The organism is Pseudomonas japonica (assembly GCF_900188455.1).
Classification (GTDB): Bacteria; Pseudomonadota; Gammaproteobacteria; order Pseudomonadales; family Pseudomonadaceae; genus Aquipseudomonas; species Aquipseudomonas japonica.
Window position 1 is genome coordinate 1 of record NZ_FZOL01000016.1, and the last position, 15,360, is coordinate 15,360.

Here is a 15,360-nt window from a genome sequence, read left to right on the forward strand (position 1 = left end):
TGCAACGCTGAGCGATTCAACCGCCGGATGCGGAAAACCGCACGTCCGGTGGTGTGGGAGGGGTGACGGGCTGGTCCCGTCACCTCGACCCAATCAAGGATCGCGTGCACCACCGAACCCTGTGGAGGCTGTGTGAAAAACCAAATCCAGCAATCAGACTGCTAGGGCTGATTGCTGGATTTGGTTTTTCACACAGCCTCTGTGGGAGCGGGCGTTGCCCGCGATGAGGCCTGAAGATCCTTACAGCTTCAACTGCCCGATCACTTTGTTCAGCTCTCCGGCCAAGGTCGCCAGCTCACTGCTGGTGCTCGCCGACGATACCGTCTGCTGCACCGTATCCTCGGTGACATCACGAATGCTCACCACCGCCCGGTTCATCTCTTCCGCCACCTGGCTCTGCTGCTCCGCGGCCACGGCAATCTGCGTATTGCTCTCGCGCATCTGCGCAACCGCCGCGGTGATCTCGGCCAGCGCCTCGCCGGCTTCCTGGGCCTGCTTGACGCAGTCGTCGGCCTTGAACGAACTCTCGGTCATGAACTCCACCGCATCCCGGGTTCCGGCCTGCAGGGCGGAGACCATCTCGGTGATCTCGTCGGTGGAGGTCTGCACCCGCTTGGCCAGGTTGCGCACTTCGTCGGCGACCACCGCGAAACCACGCCCCAGGTCGCCCGCGCGGGCCGCCTCGATGGCGGCGTTGAGGGCGAGCAGGTTGGTCTGCTCGGCGATGCTGTGGATGACGTTGACCACGCCATTGATCTTCTGGCTGTCCTCGGCCAGTTGGCGAATCATCTCGGCGGTCTGCTGCACGCCGCTGGACAGCCCGGCGATCGAGGTCTGCACCCGGTTGACCACGTCCTTGCCGCTGCCGGCGAGGCTGTCGGCGGTCTGCGACAGGTCGCGGGTGGCGCCGGCGTGCTGGGCGATGTGGTAGACGGTGGCGGACATCTCGTTGATCGCCGTGGCCGCCTGGTCGGTTTCGCTCTGCTGGCCGAGCATGCCCTGGCGCACGTCGCTCATGTTCGAGGCCAGGCGCGCGGCGCCGGAGTCGAGCTGCGCGGCGGTGACCGCGACGGTGTTGACCACGCGGTGGTAGGTGGTCTGCATGGCGTTGAAGGCACTGGCCATCTGGCCGACCTCGTCGCCGCAGGACAGCGGCACGCGGGCGGACAGGTCGCCCGTCTTCTCGACGTGGAGCATCACATCCTTGAGGGTATTGAGCTGGGCCAGGAGGAAGCGGATCAGCAACTGCGAGGCGCAGAGCATCGCCAGCATGAGGATCAGCACGCACACCGCGTAGTTGCCGAAACGGTCGCCGTAGACCTGGAAGAAGCTCGGCGACGGTGCCAGCACCGCGACCCGCTGACCGTCGCGGCTGATGACCTGGGCACCGGCCAGCGGCGCTTCACCGACGATCGCGTAGGGTTCGAGGCTGACCCAGCCGCTGGCATTGGCCAGGCTGGCGAGGGGCTGGCCCTGGTAGCTGGGTGTCTGTCCCGGGGTGAAGGCGACGATGTACGGGCTTTGCGGCAACGCCTGCCCGGCGGGCCAGGCGGCCAGCAGGCGGGCTTCGGCGGCGGCGCGGTCGCGGGCCTCGTCGACCCGCGCCTGCTGTTCGAGGAACACCGCGTACAGCACCAGAAACAGCGTGGTGACGAACGCCACCGCGTTGACAGCCCAGAACTTGTACTTCAGGGAAATGTTGCTAAGCCAGGCACCCATGGTAGGTCTTCTCTGAGTTAAGCGTTTAAGCGGAAAGTTTTTTGGCAAGGTGCCAGCATTCTGGTCGACTAATCAGCAGTAAATCTTGATATGTGTCAAGCCAGCTCCGGGAGGTTGAAGAAGCGCCGTGCACACAGGGTTGTATGTGCCGCCAGGTGGGCTTCGGACTCGCCACGATGGCGGGCGACTTCGCGCAACACCTCCGGCAGGTAGGCCGGCTCGTTGCGCCCGTTCTTCGGTTTCGGTCGCAGGCTGCGTGGCAGCAGGTAGGGTGCGTCGCTTTCCAGCATCAGGCGGCCTTCGGGGATGTTGCCGACCAGGCCGTGCAGGTGGGTGCCGCGGCGTTCGTCGCAGATCCAGCCGGTGATGCCGATATGCAGGTCGAGGTCGAGATAGCCGAACAGCGCTTCGCGCTCGCCGGTGAAGCAATGCACCACGGCGGCGCCGAGGTGGTCGCGGTAGTCCTTGAGGATGTGCAGCAGGCGCTCGCTGGCGTCGCGTTCGTGGAGGAACACCGGCATCTGCAGCTCCACGGCCAGGGCCAACTGATCCTCCAGGGCTTTTTCCTGTTGCGGGCGCGGCGAGAAGTCGCGGTTGAAGTCCAGGCCGCATTCACCCACTGCCTGCACCCGCGGTTGTTCGAGCAACTGGCGCAGATGGCGCGGGCTGTCGGCGTGCCATTGCTTGGCATCGTGGGGGTGCACGCCGGCGGTGGCGAACAGGCGTCGGGCGTCCGGGTCCAGGCGCTGGCACAGCTCCAGGGCTTCTTCGCTGCCCGCCAGGCTGGTGCCGGTCAGGACCATCTGGCGCACCCCGGCGGCCTCGGCGCGGTCGAGGACATCCTGGTGGATGCCGGCGAAACTGGCGTTGGTCAGATTGACGCCGATGTCGATGAGTTGCATGGTGCTACCTCGAAATTCGCGGACAAAAGGCCCTCGATGGGCTGGAAAATAACAATAAACACAAGAACTTCAATGAGTTGCCGTGGTCATTTGCGGTCAATTGTCATGGGACTGCTGCAGAGTATGACGCCACGCACGCCATCGCGGCCTGTTCCTGGAGACCGGATGCCTCGACTTTTACTGATGATCCTGCTGTTCGCCGGGCTGCTCTGCGCGGGGCCGGCCAGCGCGCGCCTGGCCGGGCCGACCCAGGTGGTCAGCAGCGGCAAGGACCGCGACCTGGCACAGATTCGCGCCAGCCGCGAGCTGCGCGTGCTGGTCAATCAGAGCCGCAACAGTTCCGGCGAAGTGAAGGGCCAGCCCTACGGCGTGGAGTATTACCGCCTGCGCGCCTTCGAGCACTACCTCAATGCCCGCGCCCGCGACGGCCAGGAAATCCGCCTGAAGCTGATCCCCAAGGCCAAGGAGCAACTGGTCCCCGCCCTGCAACGCGGCGAGGGCGACCTGGTGGCGCCGGGCGAACTGCTCGATCCGACCTCGACCCGCGGCGTCAGCGCCAGCGACCCGGTGGTGGAACGGGTGCCGCTGGTGCTGGTGGGACGCCGTGGCGAACGGACCTTCAGCCGCGTCGAGCAACTCTCCGGCCACACCCTGGCCCTGGCCGCCGGCAGCGCCGCCGCCGATACCCTGCACGAGATCAACCAGAAGCTGGCGCTGCGCAAGCAGGCGCCGATCAAGCTCGAATGGATCGACCCGAGCCTGGCGGTGGAGGACGTTCTGGAGATGGTCCAGGGCGGGATCCTGCCGCTGACGGTGGTGGAGCAACCGATCGCCGAGCGCTGGCACAAGGTCATGCCCAAGCTGAACATCCAGCGCAAGGTCAGCCTGACCGAGCCGCAGTCGACTCATTGGTTCATGCGTCGCGAGGCGGTGATGCTGCATGCCAGCGTCGATCGCTTCCTTCAGGACTACCGTGCCCCGGCCGACCAGGACGTGGTGTTCGAGCGCATCTACCGGCGCCTGTACAAGGTCCACTATCCACTGGCCAGGGCCAACCGGCAGCGCCTGGACAAGCTGCGCCCGGTGCTGCAGCGGCATGCCGAGGCGCAGAAGCTCGACTGGCTCAACCTCGCCGCGCTGGCCTTCAAGGAGTCCTCGCTGAACCCGGCTGCCCGTGGGGCCGGTGGCGCCCATGGGCTGATGCAGATCACGCCGAGCGCGGCGCAGCGGGTTGGGGTCGGCAATATCAACAGCCTCGACGGCAATGTCGAGGCCAGTGCCCGCTACCTGGCGCTGATCCGGCGCAAGTTCTTCGCCAGCGACAAGCTCAACGAGCGCGAGCGCATGGCCTTCGTTCTCGCCGCGTACAACATCGGCCCGGAACGGGTCCAGGCGATGCGCGGCGAAGCCCGGCGACGCGGGCTGAATCCGAACCAGTGGTTCTTCCAGGTCGAGCGCGTGGCCCTGGAGCAGGTGGGAATGGGGCCGGTCAGCTATGTTAATAGCGTCAACAAATACTTCCTGGCCTTCGACCGGGAGCGGGAGGCACTGGAGTCCTCCCGCGGCGACAAGGTGAAAGGGCGGAAATAATCCACATATTCGATGTTTATGATGGATTAATTGCGATTTTCATATTCAATAATATGATTATCATGGCGCCAACAACACATCACACCTTGCAAGGACATACAGCATGAACGCCATTCACTCCGTAATGACCACCCGCGCCGGCTGGGGCATGACTATCCTGCGCATCATCGTTGGCATCATCTTCATGGCCCATGGTTCGCAGAAGCTCTTCGGCCTGTTCGGCGGTGGCGGCCTGGCGGGCACCGCGCAGTTCATGGAAAGCCTCGGCCTGACCCCGGCCATGCCCATGGCGATGCTTTCCGGTGGCGCGGAATTCTTCGGCGGCCTGGCCCTGGTCATCGGCCTGCTGGCGCGGCCCGCGGCGCTGGCGCTGATCGGTCTGCTGGTGGTGGCGATCTTCTCGGTGCACATCGACAACGGGCTGTTCATGCAGAACAACGGTTATGAGTTCGCCCTGGCGCTGCTGGGTGGCGCGGTGGCGGTGCTGATCGAGGGCGCTGGCCGGGGTTCGCTGGATGGGGCGATTTCGAAAAGCTGAGGTGTTTTCCGGGGCCGCTTCGCGAGCAAGAGGCATGCAGACCGGCTTCTTTGTGGGAGCGAGCTTGTCGGGGCGCCGAACCGTCGCGAAGGCCTGCAAAGCAGGCCCAATAGGCCATCAGTTGTGTTGACAGTCCATGAGCGGCTTCTCTAGGATGCCCACCTGCGCCGATTTAAACAGCTACTTGCGGGGCGCGGGAGAGCCCTTCGAGGTGATCCGAATACCGCTAAAGCGCTGGTTCGGTGATGCCTCCCACCGCAGCCCAGCGGGATCTGCGAGGCGGAGAATATGAACTCCATGAGTTGCCCACGTTCCAGTGTCTGTCTGACCCCCCTGCCTTCCAGCCAGTCGGCGCGCACCCCGCGCGTGCTGCTGAGCGGCCCGCATCAACCGACCCTCGTGCGTTTCCTCGATGGCTGGCCTCGTCGCAAGGGCCGCGCCACGGCCTTGCTGATCCAGTTCGTCGATCTCGGTACCTCGCTGGCGGAATTTGCCGATGATCGTTTCGATCTGGCGGTGGTCCAGGCGCCGGCGGGGGAGCAGGCGGCGGAAGTGATCGGGCAACTGACCCGGATTGCGCGGCAGGGACTGATTACCCGGGCTTGAGCATTTCGCTGTTCTGACCGGCCCATCGCTGGCTTGCCAGCGATGGGCCCTCGAGTCAATGCGGATAACTGATGCTGTTCACATACCAGGTCGCCTCGCCCCCCGGCGTCTGCACCACCACCTCGTCATCCTTCTCCTTCTTCAGCAGCGCCCGGGCCATGGGCGAGTCCACCGAGATATAGTCGTTGCGCCCGTAGATCTCGTCATAGCCGACGATGCGAAACTTCATCACCTCGCCGTCCTCGTTCTCGATCTCCACCCAGGCGCCGAAGAACACCCGGCCTTCCTGCTCCGGCCCGTAGTCCACCACCTTGACGTCTTCCAGACGCTTGCGCAGGTAGCGCACGCGGCGGTCGATCTCGCGCAGGAGCTTCTTGTTGTACTGGTAGTCGGCGTTTTCACTGCGGTCGCCGAGGGAGGCGGCCCAGGCGACTTTCTGGGTGATCTCCGGGCGGTAAACCCGCCACAGGTGATCGAGTTCCGCCTTCAGGGCCTCGTGGCCTTCGCGGGTAATGATGTTGGTAGCCAATGCCTTCTCCTGGGCGGGCGTTACGTCAGGGGCGAAAGAGTAGCGCGTGCTCAACCTTCGCGCAGCACTGTCAGCGGGCTGGCATTGAGCGCGCGGCGGGTGCCGAGCACGCCGGCGCCACCCACCAGCAGCGCGCCGGCCAGCGGCAGCAGAAGCAGCCATGGATGTGGGCGCCAGTCGAGGTCGAAAGCATAGCGGTAGAGCACCCAGGTAATCAGCTCGCAACCGATGGCGGCGAGCACGCCACTGGCCGCGCCGAGCAGGCCGAACTCGATGCGTCGCGCCTTGACCAGCAAGGCCCGGCCGGCGCCGAGGGCGCGCAGCAGGGCACCCTGGCGGATGCGTTCGTCGAGGGTCGCCTGCAACCCGGCGAACAGCACCGCCAGGCCGGCGGCGAGGACGAACAGCAGCACGTACTGCACCGCCAGGGTGACCTGGGCGAGGATGCTGCGCAGTTGCTCCAGCAAGGCATCGACCTGGAGGATGGTCGCCGCCGGGAAGGCCCGCGACAGCGCGACGATCTGCTGGTCGTTGCCGGGCGCCAGATAGAAGCTGGTCAGGTAGGTGGCGGGCAGCCCCTGCAGGGTGCCGGGCTGGAAGATCATGTAGAAGTTCGGCTGGAAGCTGTCCCAGTTGACCGTGCGCAGGCTGCTGACCACGGCTTCGCGCTGCTCGCCGGCAATGACGAAGGTCAGGCGGTCGCCGACCTTGAGCTTGAGGCTTTCCGCCAGTTGCGACTCTACCGAGACGCCGGGAATTTCGTCGCCTGGCGGCTGCCCCTGCCACCACTGGCCGGTGCTGAGGGCATTGCCTTCCGGCAGTTCGGCGGCCCAGGTCAGGCTCAGGTCGCGTTGCACCGCGCGGTCGCCGGCGGAGTCCTTGGTGACCATCTGCTGCACCGCCTCGCCGTTGATCTGTGTGAGGCGTCCGGGTACCACCGGGTACAGCGGCGCGGCGTGGCTGGAGAAGCTGTCCAGCTGCTTGCTGAAGTTGGCCTTGTCGTCGGCGAGGATGTTCAGCGCGAAATAGTTCGGCGCATCCGCCGGCAACTGGTTGTGCCAGGTGTCCAGCAACTCGATGCGCAGCAGGGTGATCAGGCCCATGGCCAGGAGGATCAGGCCGAAGGCCAGGGATTGTCCGGCGGCGGCCAGCGGATGACGCAACAACTGGCCGAGACCGAGGCGCCAGGGCAGGGGCGCGCCGGCGAGCAGCCGACGCAGGCTGCGCAGCCCCGTCAGCAGCAGGCCGCCGAGCAGCAGGGCGGCGATCAGGCCGCCGCCGAGCAGGGCGAAGGTCAGCAACAGGTCGAGGCTCAGGCGCCACATGATCAGGCCAAGGGCGAAGATCGCCGCGCCGTACACCAGCCAACTGCTGGCGGGCACCGGCAGCAGGTCGCGGCGCAGTACCCGCAGCGGAGGTACCCGACCGAGCGCGGCCAGTGGCGGCAGGGCAAAGCCGGCCAGGGCCACCAGACCGGTGGCGATCCCGGCCAGCGCCGGGGCCACGCCGCCTTCGGGGATTTCCGCCGGCAGCAGGCCGTCGAGCAGGGCGAACAAGCCCAGTTGCGCCAGCCAGCCGAGCAGGGCGCCGGCCAGCGCGGCGAGGCTGCCGAGGATCGCCAGTTGCAGGCAGAACAGGGTCAGGGCCTGGCGCCGGGACAGTCCCAGGCAGCGCAACAGCGCGCTGGCATCGAAGCGGCGCGCGGCGAAACGGCTTGCGGACAGGGCCACCGCCACGCCAGCGAGCAGCACCGCGACCAGGCTGGCCATGTTCAGGTAGCGCTCGGCCTTGCCCAGGGCGCCGCCGATCTGCTGGTTGCCATCGCGGGCATCGCGGATGCGCTGGTTCGGCGCGAGGCTTTTATCGAGGAACTGGCGATAGTCGGCGAGGACCAGATTGTCGCCGCGCCACAGTTCACGGTAGGTCACCCGGCTGCCGGGCTGGACCACGCCGGTGGCCTCGAGGTCGGCGAGGTTGATCATCACGCGCGGGGTCAGGCTGTAGAAATTGCCGGCGCGGTCCGGCTCGTAGGTCAGTACCCGGCCCAGGCGCAGGGTCTTCAGGCCGACGTCGATGCTGTCGCCGATCTTCAGGTTCAGTGCCGCCAGCAGGCGCGGCTCGACCCAGGCTTCGCCGGGGGCGGGACCGCCACCGCTGGTTTCGCTGCCGAACGGCTCGCTGGCGCTGCGCAGTTCGCCGCGTAGCGGGTAGGCCGCGTTGGCGGCCTTGACGCTGGACAGCTGGATGCCGTTGTCGGTGGCGATCACGCTGGAGAATTCGACCACCTGCGCATGGGCCAGGCCGAGATCCTTGCCCCGTTGAACCTGTTCGGCGCTGGCCGGCGAGCTGCCCTGCAGCACCAGGTCGGCGCCGAGGAATTCGGTGGCGCGCAAGAGCATGGCGCTGTTCAGGCGGGCGCCGAAGTAGCCGATGGCGGTGCTCGCCGCCACCGCGATCAGCAGGCCGAAGAACAGCACGCGCAACTCGCCGGCGCGGGCGTCGCGCAACAACTGGCGCAGGGCGAGGGTGAACAGGCGAAGCAGGGACAGGTGTGCCATCTAGGGCTCCATCGGACTGACCATATGACCCGCGTCCAGGCGGATCTGTCGGTGGCAGCGGCGCGCCAGGCGCTCGTCGTGGGTGACCAGGACCAGGGTGGTGCCGCGTTCCTTGTTCAGCTCGAACAGCAGGTCGCTGATGCGCTCACCGGTGTGGCTGTCGAGGTTGCCGGTGGGTTCGTCGGCGAACAGCACCGCCGGTTCGGCGGCGAAGGCCCGGGCGATGGCCACCCGTTGCTGCTCGCCACCGGACAGCTGGCGTGGCGAATGGCTCAGGCGCTGGCCCAGGCCGACCCGCTCCAGCAGGGTGCGCGCGTGTTCGCGGGCATCGCGGCGGCCGTCCAGCTCCAGCGGCAGCATGACGTTTTCCAGGGCGTTGAGACTGTCGAGCAACTGGAATGACTGGAAGACGAAACCGACGTGCTCGGCACGTACTCGGGCGCGCTGGTCTTCGTCCAGCGGCGCGAGGTCGTGGCCGGCCAGGATCACCGAGCCGGCGCTGGGCTGGTCGAGGCCGGCGAGCAGGCCGAGGAGGGTGGACTTGCCGGAGCCCGAGGCGCCGACGATGGCCAGGCTGTCGCCTTCGCTCAGGTCGAGGGACAGCGGGTGGAGGATGATGAGGCTGCCTTCCGCGCTGGGGACCACTTTGCTAAGGTTCCGCGCAATGAGAATGCTGGGGCCCATGGAGAATCCGATGCGAGTGTGGTTATTGAGTGCTGGGCTGGCCTTGCTGTGCATGGCGCAGAACGCAGCGGCGGGTACTGTGTTGATCGTCGGCGATAGTATCAGCGCCGCTTTTGGCCTGGATACCCGCCAGGGCTGGGTCGCCCTCCTGGAAAAACGGCTCAGGGACGAGGGTTTCAGCGACAAGGTGGTCAATGCCTCGATCAGCGGCGACACCAGCGCGGGTGGCCAGGCGCGGCTGCCGGCGCTGCTTTCCGAGCACAAGCCGAGCCTGGTGGTGCTGGAGCTCGGCGGCAATGACGGGCTGCGTGGGCAGCTTCCTACACAATTGCAACAAAATCTTGCCTCGATGATCGACAAGTCCCGGGAAGCCGGGGCCAGGGTGCTGCTGTTGGGCATGCAACTGCCGCCGAACTACGGTGCGCGCTATACCAAAGCGTTCGCCCAGGTCTATTCCGATCTCGCCACGCAGAAGAACGTTCCCCTGGTGCCGTTCTTCCTCGAAGGCGTGGGTGGCCATCCCGAGCTGATGCAGGCCGACGGTATCCATCCCGCGCAAGGGGCCCAGGCGCAGTTGCTGGAAAATGCCTGGCCGGCCATCAAACCGCTGCTTTGACGCTTTTATAGTGACCGGCTTTCGGCTAATGTTGCGCCCCCGATTTGGAGCCCCCGATGCCGCGTCCCGCCTGGTCCCTGTATGCCTATCAATTGATCGAGCCCGACGAACAGCTTGACCTGTTCGCCTGTCAGGAGATCCGCGTGCATCTGATCGCCCGTCAGCTCGAACTGGGCGGCTCGGCGGATCGCACGCTGTGCGGCACGCTGCTTCCGGCGCAGCCGCGCTGGTCGGGCGTGCCCAATACGGTGTACCGCGACCGTCGGCTGTGCTCGCTGTGCCGGGCGATTCTCGATGCCCAGCGTAAAGGCACAAGGCCAGTCTGGCCTGAACTCTGAGTCTGTCGGGCCGCCCGGCAGGCCTGTATGCCGAAAATTCCTACAGCGGTGTACAATTGTCGCCTTCACCCCGAATTTGCGAAGGATTTCCCGGATGTTGCCGCGCTTTCCCGCCGTCACCCGCTGCCTGTCCCTGGCCGCTGCCCTGATCGCCGCCGGCCCTGTTGCCGCGCTGGAGTTTCCCCTGCCGCCGCCAGGCGAAGACATCATCGGTCAGGTCCAGGTGATCAAGGCCAAGTACGAGGATACCTTCGCCGACATCGGTACCGCCGGTGACCTGGGTTACCTGGAGATGGTCGCCGCCAACCCGGGCGTCGATCCGTGGCTGCCGGGCGCCGGCACCGAGATCGTGCTGCCGACCCGCTTCATCCTGCCGCCGGGCCCGCGCGAGGGCATCGTCATCAACCTCGCCGAGTACCGCATGTACTACTTCCCGAAAGGCGAGAACGTGGTGCACACCTACCCGCTGGGTATCGGCCGCGAAGGCTGGGGCTCGCCGATCGCTCAGACCCGGGTGACGGCCAAGACGCCGAACCCGACCTGGACGCCACCGGCCTCGATCAAGGCCGAGCACGCCGCCGACGGCGACCCGCTGCCGAACGTGGTGCCGGCCGGTCCGGACAACCCGCTGGGACCGTTCAAGTTCACCCTGGGCGTACCGGGTTACCTGATTCATGGTTCGAACAAGAAGTTCGGCATCGGCATGCGTACCAGCCATGGCTGCTTCCGCATGTTCAACAACAATGTGCTGGAACTGGCGAAGATGGCGCCGGTCGGCACGCCGGTGCGGATCATCAACGAGCCGTACAAGTTCGGTGTCAGCGCGGGCAAGGTTTACCTGGAAGCGCATACCCCGCTGGACGACAAGGGCGATCCTTCCGTGGTGGACAAGCACACCGCGGTGATCAACGCCCTGCTCAAGCGTGAAGACCTGGCCAACAACGTGCAGATGAACTGGGACATGGTTCGCGATGTGGTTGCCGCGGAAGATGGCATGCCGGTGGAAATCGCTGTGCCGCTCGCACCGGGTGGCACAGCGCCGATGGTTTCGAGCAGTCCGTATCAGCAGTAGTTGTTCGCTGGATGAAGCACAGGGATCGCGATGCGGTCCCTTTTTTTGCCGCGTCGGATAGCCGAACGGATATCCAGGGCAACGTTCGGTTAGTTGGCCGAGGTTCTAGCGGGCAATAAAAAAGCCGACCCACAAGTGGGTCGGCTTCAAATAACAATCCCGGGGGATTATTACTTGCGGCTGGCTTTTTCCAGCATACGCAGAGCGCGCTCGTTAGCTTCGTCAGCGGTCTGCTGAGCTTTCTGAGCGGCAGCCAGAGCGTCGTCGGCTTTGCGATACGCTTCGTCAGCACGAGCTTGTGCACGAGCTGCTGCGTCTTCGGTAGCAGTCAGACGAGCTTCGGTTTCTTTGGAGACGCTGCTGCAACCGGTAGCCAGAACTGCGGCCAAGGCCAGAGCAGAGAATTTCAGAACGTTGTTCATCGTGTTCCCCTTCAAGGACTTTCTATTAAATAGCCATCTCTCAGCAAAGAGAAACTGGCCGGCGTACATAGTACCCATTACTTGTAGTAAGTAAACTGACTGAGCGCAAGAATTGGAAAAAAATTGCCTTGCCACCCTGCTTGACAGCAAAAACGTCCGAAAACCGTGCATTAGCGGCCATTGGCGATGTAACACGTTCTTGTAAAAGTACTTTTTGTTGAACTAATGGTGACTTTTAGTGTCATGTTGCGTCATAACAAACGGATGATCCGGGTTACCCGTCGAGCGGAGCCCGGACGTGGAATTTTTTGCAGCCGGTGCCTTGAGCATCCGCGCAGGGCGCGCCTACTATTTGTAACGTGCTCAGTTGCCCAGAGAACGAGCGGGCTTTTCTCGCTGTCCAACGGGGCACGGGGTGGCGTAGAGGTTCCTTCGCCGGACAAACATCGGTTAAGGTAGGGTTTTGTTACAAGACCCGCGAGGAGTAGTGATGAGCGAGGCGTTGTCCATCCACCATGACCAGGCTGGTCATCAATTCGAGACCAATGTGGACGGTCATCGTGCGTACCTGACCTACATGGACCTGGGGAAACAGACCCTGGATATCTATCGCACCTTCGTGCCGAATGCCCTGCGCGGTCGCGGCATCGCCGCGGCACTCACCGAGCGGGCACTGGCCTATGCCGAAGAGCGCGGCTACACCGTGATTCCTTCATGCTCCTACGTCGAACGCTACATGGAGCGTCACCAGAAGCATTCTTCCAAAGTCTGAATCCCCAGGACGCAGCGCCATCGATCGCCGCTGACCTCCCAGACACGAAAACGCCGGGCATTGCCCGGCGTTTTCGTTTGCGCCGATCAGCCGCGGCGTTTCGGCAATACATCCTTGAGCTTGGTGCGCATGTTGCGCAGGGTGTTGGCCGTGGTTTCCCAGTCGATGCAGGCATCGGTGATGGACACGCCGTATTGCAGTTGGTCGAGGTCTTTCGGAATTGCCTGGCAACCCCAGTTGAGGTGGCTTTCCACCATCAGGCCGATGATCGACTGGTTGCCTTCGAGGATCTGGTTGGCGACGTTCTCCATCACCAGCGGCTGCAGGGCTGGGTCCTTGTTGGAGTTGGCGTGGCTGCAGTCGACCATGATGTTCGGCGTGATCTTCGCCTTGTTCAGCGCCTGTTCGCACAGGGCGACGCTGACCGAGTCGTAGTTCGGCTTGCCGTTGCCGCCGCGCAGGACCACGTGACCGTAGGCATTGCCCTTGGTGGTGACGATGGACACGCCGCCTTCCTGGTTGATGCCGAGGAAACGGTGCGGGCTGGAGACCGATTGCAGGGCGTTGATGGCCACGGTCAGGCCGCCATCGGTGCCGTTCTTGAAGCCGACCGCGGAGGACAGGCCGGAAGCCATTTCACGGTGGGTCTGGGATTCGGTGGTGCGGGCGCCGATGGCCGACCAGCTGATCAGGTCCTGCAGGTACTGCGGGGAGATCGGGTCGAGGGCTTCGGTGGCGGTGGGCAGGCCCATTTCCGCCAGGTCCAGGAGCAGCTGGCGACCGATGTGCAGGCCGTCCTGGATCTTGAACGAGTCGTCCAGGTACGGGTCGTTGATCAGGCCTTTCCAGCCGACCGTGGTGCGCGGCTTCTCGAAGTAGACGCGCATCACCAGGTACAGGGTGTCGGACACTTCCGCGGCGAGCACCTTGAGGCGCTCGGCATATTCGTGGGCGGCCTTGACGTCATGGATGGAGCAGGGGCCGACCACGACGAACAGGCGATGATCCTTGCCGTCGAGGATATTGCGCACCACTTCACGGCCCGCGGTTACGGTCTGAAGCGCGGTGGCGCTGAGTGGAATCTCCTTCTTGAGCTGATCGGGCGTGATCAGTGTCTCGTTGGAGGCAACGTTTAGGTCGTCGATCGGTAAATCAGCCATCGTGTTACTCGTCAGGTCACGGATGCCGGCCGCCAGCGATCCCCGTGCGGCGGAGCAGCATGATTGAGCTCAGCGGGGAGCGGAACCTTAGCGCGTAATCCCTTTGTTCGACAATGGGCAAACGCCTGATAGCAGGGCGGTTTGGGCCTTTGCACGCGGGTTTTTGCGACTAAAGTGGCTGAGTGCATAATCGTGCGCTGGATTTTTGGGTCGGGGGCCGCTTTGCGGCCCTTCGCGGTGGTTCGTCACACGACAAGCCACGCTCCTACAGAATATGCGCAATTCTCGTAATTGGAGCGTGGCTTGTCGTGTGACGAACCACCGCGAAGGGCTGCGAAGCAGCCCCAACATGAGGGCAGAACATGAGCAAAGGCCTGGGCGACAAACTGGTGGTGGCGATCTCCTCGCGGGCGCTGTTCGATCTGAGCGAGAGCCACCGACTGTTCCTGCGCGAGGGTGTCGAGGCCTATCGCCAGTACCAGATCGAACACGAAGACGAACATCTCGCGCCCGGCGATGCCTTTCTCCTGGTGGAAAAACTGCTGGGGCTCAATGCGCTGCTCGGTCAGCCGCGGGTCGAGGTGGTGCTGGTCTCGCGCAACAGTGCCGATACCGGCCTGCGCGTGTTCAATTCCATCGAACACTATGGCCTGGGCATCTCCCGCGCGGCGTTCGTCGGCGGGCGCAGTCCCTATCCCTATCTGGCGGCATTCGGTTGCCATCTGTTCCTCTCCACCGATGCCGATGATGTGCGCAGCGCCCTGGATGCCGGTTTCGCCGCGGCCACCATCCTCTCCGGCGGGGCGCGGCGGGAAGCCACCGAGGAACTGCGCATCGCCTTCGACGGCGACGCCGTGCTGTTCTCCGACGAGTCCGAGCGGGTTTACCAGTTGGGCGGACTTGAGGCCTTCCAGGCCAACGAGCGTCAGGCGGCACGCCAGGCCTTGCGCGGCGGGCCGTTCAAACCCTTCCTCGCCGCTCTGAACCAGTTGCAGAGCGAGTTCTCCACCGGCGCCTGCCCGATTCGCACCGCGCTGGTCACCGCGCGTTCGGCGCCGGCTCACGAGCGGGTGATCCGTACCTTGCGCGAATGGGATATCCGTCTCGACGAGTCGCTGTTCCTCGGTGGCCTGGACAAGTCGGCATTCCTCGAAGCCTTCGCCGCCGACGTGTTCTTCGACGACCAGGCCGGGCACTGCGAGCGTGCCGGCAAGGTGGTCGCCACGGGCCATGTGCCGCATGGCATCAGCAATCGCCAGGACCCGGCCTGAGCCCCGCCGGACGGGGCCTGCGCCGCGGATTGGCGCTGCTAAGCTGAAGCTTGCCCTGCCGCTCTGGCAGTCGAGGAGGTCAAATGATCCGTTCGATGCTGTACGCCACGGACCTCGGTGTTTACGCGCCCTATGTCATGCAACACGCGCTGGCCATGGCGCGTTCTTTCAATGCCGAGCTCTACGTGATCCACGCCGTGGAACCGATGGGGCAATTCGCCGAATCGCTGTTGCAGAGTTACCTGGACGAACAGACGCTGGACCAGTTGCACAGCCAGGGCGTGAATACCGTCATGGCCAATATAGAGCAGCGGGTCCTGGAAAATTTTCGCGATGAGCTCGGTGACCAGGATGACCTGGCGCTGATCCGCGCGGTGCGGGTACGCCAGGGCGATCCGGCCGAGGTGATCCTGCAGCAGGCCCAGCGCCTGAACGTCGATCTGCTCATCGTCGGCAGTCACAGTCACGGCGCGGGGGTGGAGATCCCGATCGGCCGTACCGCGGTGCGCATTCTGCAACTGTCTCCGGTGCCGGTGTACATGGTGCCGCTCGCCCAGCACCTGGGGCGGCGCAAGGAATGAGG

Annotated in this window: 16 protein-coding genes; 9 read left to right on the forward strand and 7 right to left on the reverse strand. The window is 64.7% G+C overall.

What is annotated here, in order from left to right:
• Nucleotides 1-240: 240 nt before the first annotated feature.
• Nucleotides 241-1,719: a methyl-accepting chemotaxis protein gene (locus CHB99_RS18790; protein ID WP_042125388.1), complete on the reverse strand. Its 1,479-nt coding sequence runs from the start codon at nucleotides 1,717-1,719 to the stop codon at nucleotides 241-243.
• A 95-nt stretch (nucleotides 1,720-1,814) separates the two neighbouring features.
• The gene (locus CHB99_RS18795; protein ID WP_042125387.1) at nucleotides 1,815-2,621 is read right to left on the reverse strand and encodes a TatD family hydrolase; all 807 of its coding nucleotides are present in this window, start codon (nucleotides 2,619-2,621) and stop codon (nucleotides 1,815-1,817) included.
• Between the two features lie 165 nt (nucleotides 2,622-2,786).
• Here CHB99_RS18795 and CHB99_RS18800 point away from each other — a divergent pair, with 165 nt between their 5' ends.
• The 3 genes from CHB99_RS18800 to CHB99_RS18810 all read left to right on the forward strand — a co-directional run bounded on the left by CHB99_RS18800 (nucleotide 2,787) and on the right by CHB99_RS18810 (nucleotide 5,355).
• Entirely contained in the window at nucleotides 2,787-4,211 is a 1,425-nt protein-coding gene (locus tag CHB99_RS18800; protein WP_042125385.1) for an MltF family protein, read from the forward strand.
• Between the two features lie 103 nt (nucleotides 4,212-4,314).
• Nucleotides 4,315-4,749: a DoxX family protein gene (locus tag CHB99_RS18805; protein ID WP_042125382.1), complete on the forward strand. Its 435-nt coding sequence runs from the start codon at nucleotides 4,315-4,317 to the stop codon at nucleotides 4,747-4,749.
• 297 nt (nucleotides 4,750-5,046) lie between these two features.
• Nucleotides 5,047-5,355 carry a hypothetical protein gene (locus CHB99_RS18810; protein ID WP_042125400.1) on the forward strand — a complete coding sequence of 103 codons (309 nt, stop codon included), beginning with the start codon at nucleotides 5,047-5,049 and terminating at the stop codon, nucleotides 5,353-5,355.
• 55 nt (nucleotides 5,356-5,410) lie between these two features.
• On the opposite strand, the gene greB is transcribed toward CHB99_RS18810, so the two are convergent.
• From greB to CHB99_RS18825, 3 genes are read right to left on the reverse strand one after another with little or no spacing between them, the layout of a single operon-like run.
• The gene (gene greB, locus CHB99_RS18815) at nucleotides 5,411-5,884 is read right to left on the reverse strand and encodes a transcription elongation factor GreB (RefSeq protein ID WP_042125380.1); all 474 of its coding nucleotides are present in this window, start codon (nucleotides 5,882-5,884) and stop codon (nucleotides 5,411-5,413) included.
• Nucleotides 5,885-5,934: 50 nt separating this feature from the next.
• Nucleotides 5,935-8,442 carry an ABC transporter permease gene (locus CHB99_RS18820; protein WP_042125378.1) on the reverse strand — a complete coding sequence of 836 codons (2,508 nt, stop codon included), beginning with the start codon at nucleotides 8,440-8,442 and terminating at the stop codon, nucleotides 5,935-5,937.
• Nucleotides 8,443-9,126 carry an ABC transporter ATP-binding protein gene (locus CHB99_RS18825; RefSeq protein ID WP_042125376.1) on the reverse strand — a complete coding sequence of 228 codons (684 nt, stop codon included), beginning with the start codon at nucleotides 9,124-9,126 and terminating at the stop codon, nucleotides 8,443-8,445.
• A 10-nt stretch (nucleotides 9,127-9,136) separates the two neighbouring features.
• Between CHB99_RS18825 and CHB99_RS18830 the strand changes: the two genes are divergently transcribed.
• From CHB99_RS18830 to CHB99_RS18840, 3 genes are all read left to right on the forward strand, one after another.
• Complete coding sequence (locus tag CHB99_RS18830; RefSeq protein ID WP_042125398.1) at nucleotides 9,137-9,742, forward strand: arylesterase; 606 nt, start codon at nucleotides 9,137-9,139, stop codon at nucleotides 9,740-9,742.
• Nucleotides 9,743-9,798: 56 nt separating this feature from the next.
• Complete coding sequence (locus CHB99_RS18835) at nucleotides 9,799-10,080, forward strand: hypothetical protein (RefSeq protein ID WP_042125374.1); 282 nt, start codon at nucleotides 9,799-9,801, stop codon at nucleotides 10,078-10,080.
• A 94-nt stretch (nucleotides 10,081-10,174) separates the two neighbouring features.
• Entirely contained in the window at nucleotides 10,175-11,152 is a 978-nt protein-coding gene (locus CHB99_RS18840; protein ID WP_042125372.1) for a L,D-transpeptidase family protein, read from the forward strand.
• Between the two features lie 170 nt (nucleotides 11,153-11,322).
• Here the strand turns inward: CHB99_RS18840 and oprI are convergent, their stop codons facing one another.
• On the reverse strand, nucleotides 11,323-11,574 hold the full coding sequence (oprI, locus tag CHB99_RS18845; RefSeq protein ID WP_037058464.1) for an outer membrane lipoprotei OprI: 252 nt from the start codon (nucleotides 11,572-11,574) through the stop codon (nucleotides 11,323-11,325).
• A 490-nt stretch (nucleotides 11,575-12,064) separates the two neighbouring features.
• Between oprI and CHB99_RS18850 the strand changes: the two genes are divergently transcribed.
• Nucleotides 12,065-12,346 (forward strand): GNAT family N-acetyltransferase, encoded by a 282-nt coding sequence (locus CHB99_RS18850; protein ID WP_042125370.1) that lies wholly within the window; start codon nucleotides 12,065-12,067, stop codon nucleotides 12,344-12,346.
• A gap of 86 nt (nucleotides 12,347-12,432) precedes the next feature.
• Here the strand turns inward: CHB99_RS18850 and CHB99_RS18855 are convergent, their stop codons facing one another.
• On the reverse strand, nucleotides 12,433-13,506 hold the full coding sequence (locus CHB99_RS18855) for a 3-deoxy-7-phosphoheptulonate synthase (RefSeq protein ID WP_042125368.1): 1,074 nt from the start codon (nucleotides 13,504-13,506) through the stop codon (nucleotides 12,433-12,435).
• A 362-nt stretch (nucleotides 13,507-13,868) separates the two neighbouring features.
• Between CHB99_RS18855 and CHB99_RS18860 the strand changes: the two genes are divergently transcribed.
• The gene (locus tag CHB99_RS18860; protein ID WP_042125366.1) at nucleotides 13,869-14,777 is read left to right on the forward strand and encodes a 5'-nucleotidase; all 909 of its coding nucleotides are present in this window, start codon (nucleotides 13,869-13,871) and stop codon (nucleotides 14,775-14,777) included.
• A gap of 83 nt (nucleotides 14,778-14,860) precedes the next feature.
• Complete coding sequence (locus tag CHB99_RS18865; RefSeq protein ID WP_042125364.1) at nucleotides 14,861-15,358, forward strand: universal stress protein; 498 nt, start codon at nucleotides 14,861-14,863, stop codon at nucleotides 15,356-15,358.
• The last annotated feature ends 2 nt before the right edge of the window (nucleotides 15,359-15,360 follow it).

Coding starts and splice junctions, on each gene's coding strand:
- CHB99_RS18860 (WP_042125366.1), top strand. CDS start 13,869: ATGAGCAAAGGCCTGGGCGACAAACTGGTGGTGGCGATCTCCTCGCGG.
- CHB99_RS18820 (WP_042125378.1), bottom strand. CDS start 8,442: ATGGCACACCTGTCCCTGCTTCGCCTGTTCACCCTCGCCCTGCGCCAG.
- CHB99_RS18830 (WP_042125398.1), top strand. CDS start 9,137: ATGCGAGTGTGGTTATTGAGTGCTGGGCTGGCCTTGCTGTGCATGGCG.
- CHB99_RS18810 (WP_042125400.1), top strand. CDS start 5,047: ATGAGTTGCCCACGTTCCAGTGTCTGTCTGACCCCCCTGCCTTCCAGC.
- CHB99_RS18835 (WP_042125374.1), top strand. CDS start 9,799: ATGCCGCGTCCCGCCTGGTCCCTGTATGCCTATCAATTGATCGAGCCC.
- CHB99_RS18825 (WP_042125376.1), bottom strand. CDS start 9,126: ATGGGCCCCAGCATTCTCATTGCGCGGAACCTTAGCAAAGTGGTCCCC.
- CHB99_RS18855 (WP_042125368.1), bottom strand. CDS start 13,506: ATGGCTGATTTACCGATCGACGACCTAAACGTTGCCTCCAACGAGACA.
- oprI (WP_037058464.1), bottom strand. CDS start 11,574: ATGAACAACGTTCTGAAATTCTCTGCTCTGGCCTTGGCCGCAGTTCTG.
- CHB99_RS18865 (WP_042125364.1), top strand. CDS start 14,861: ATGATCCGTTCGATGCTGTACGCCACGGACCTCGGTGTTTACGCGCCC.
- CHB99_RS18790 (WP_042125388.1), bottom strand. CDS start 1,719: ATGGGTGCCTGGCTTAGCAACATTTCCCTGAAGTACAAGTTCTGGGCT.
- CHB99_RS18850 (WP_042125370.1), top strand. CDS start 12,065: ATGAGCGAGGCGTTGTCCATCCACCATGACCAGGCTGGTCATCAATTC.
- CHB99_RS18840 (WP_042125372.1), top strand. CDS start 10,175: ATGTTGCCGCGCTTTCCCGCCGTCACCCGCTGCCTGTCCCTGGCCGCT.
- CHB99_RS18805 (WP_042125382.1), top strand. CDS start 4,315: ATGAACGCCATTCACTCCGTAATGACCACCCGCGCCGGCTGGGGCATG.
- CHB99_RS18795 (WP_042125387.1), bottom strand. CDS start 2,621: ATGCAACTCATCGACATCGGCGTCAATCTGACCAACGCCAGTTTCGCC.
- CHB99_RS18800 (WP_042125385.1), top strand. CDS start 2,787: ATGCCTCGACTTTTACTGATGATCCTGCTGTTCGCCGGGCTGCTCTGC.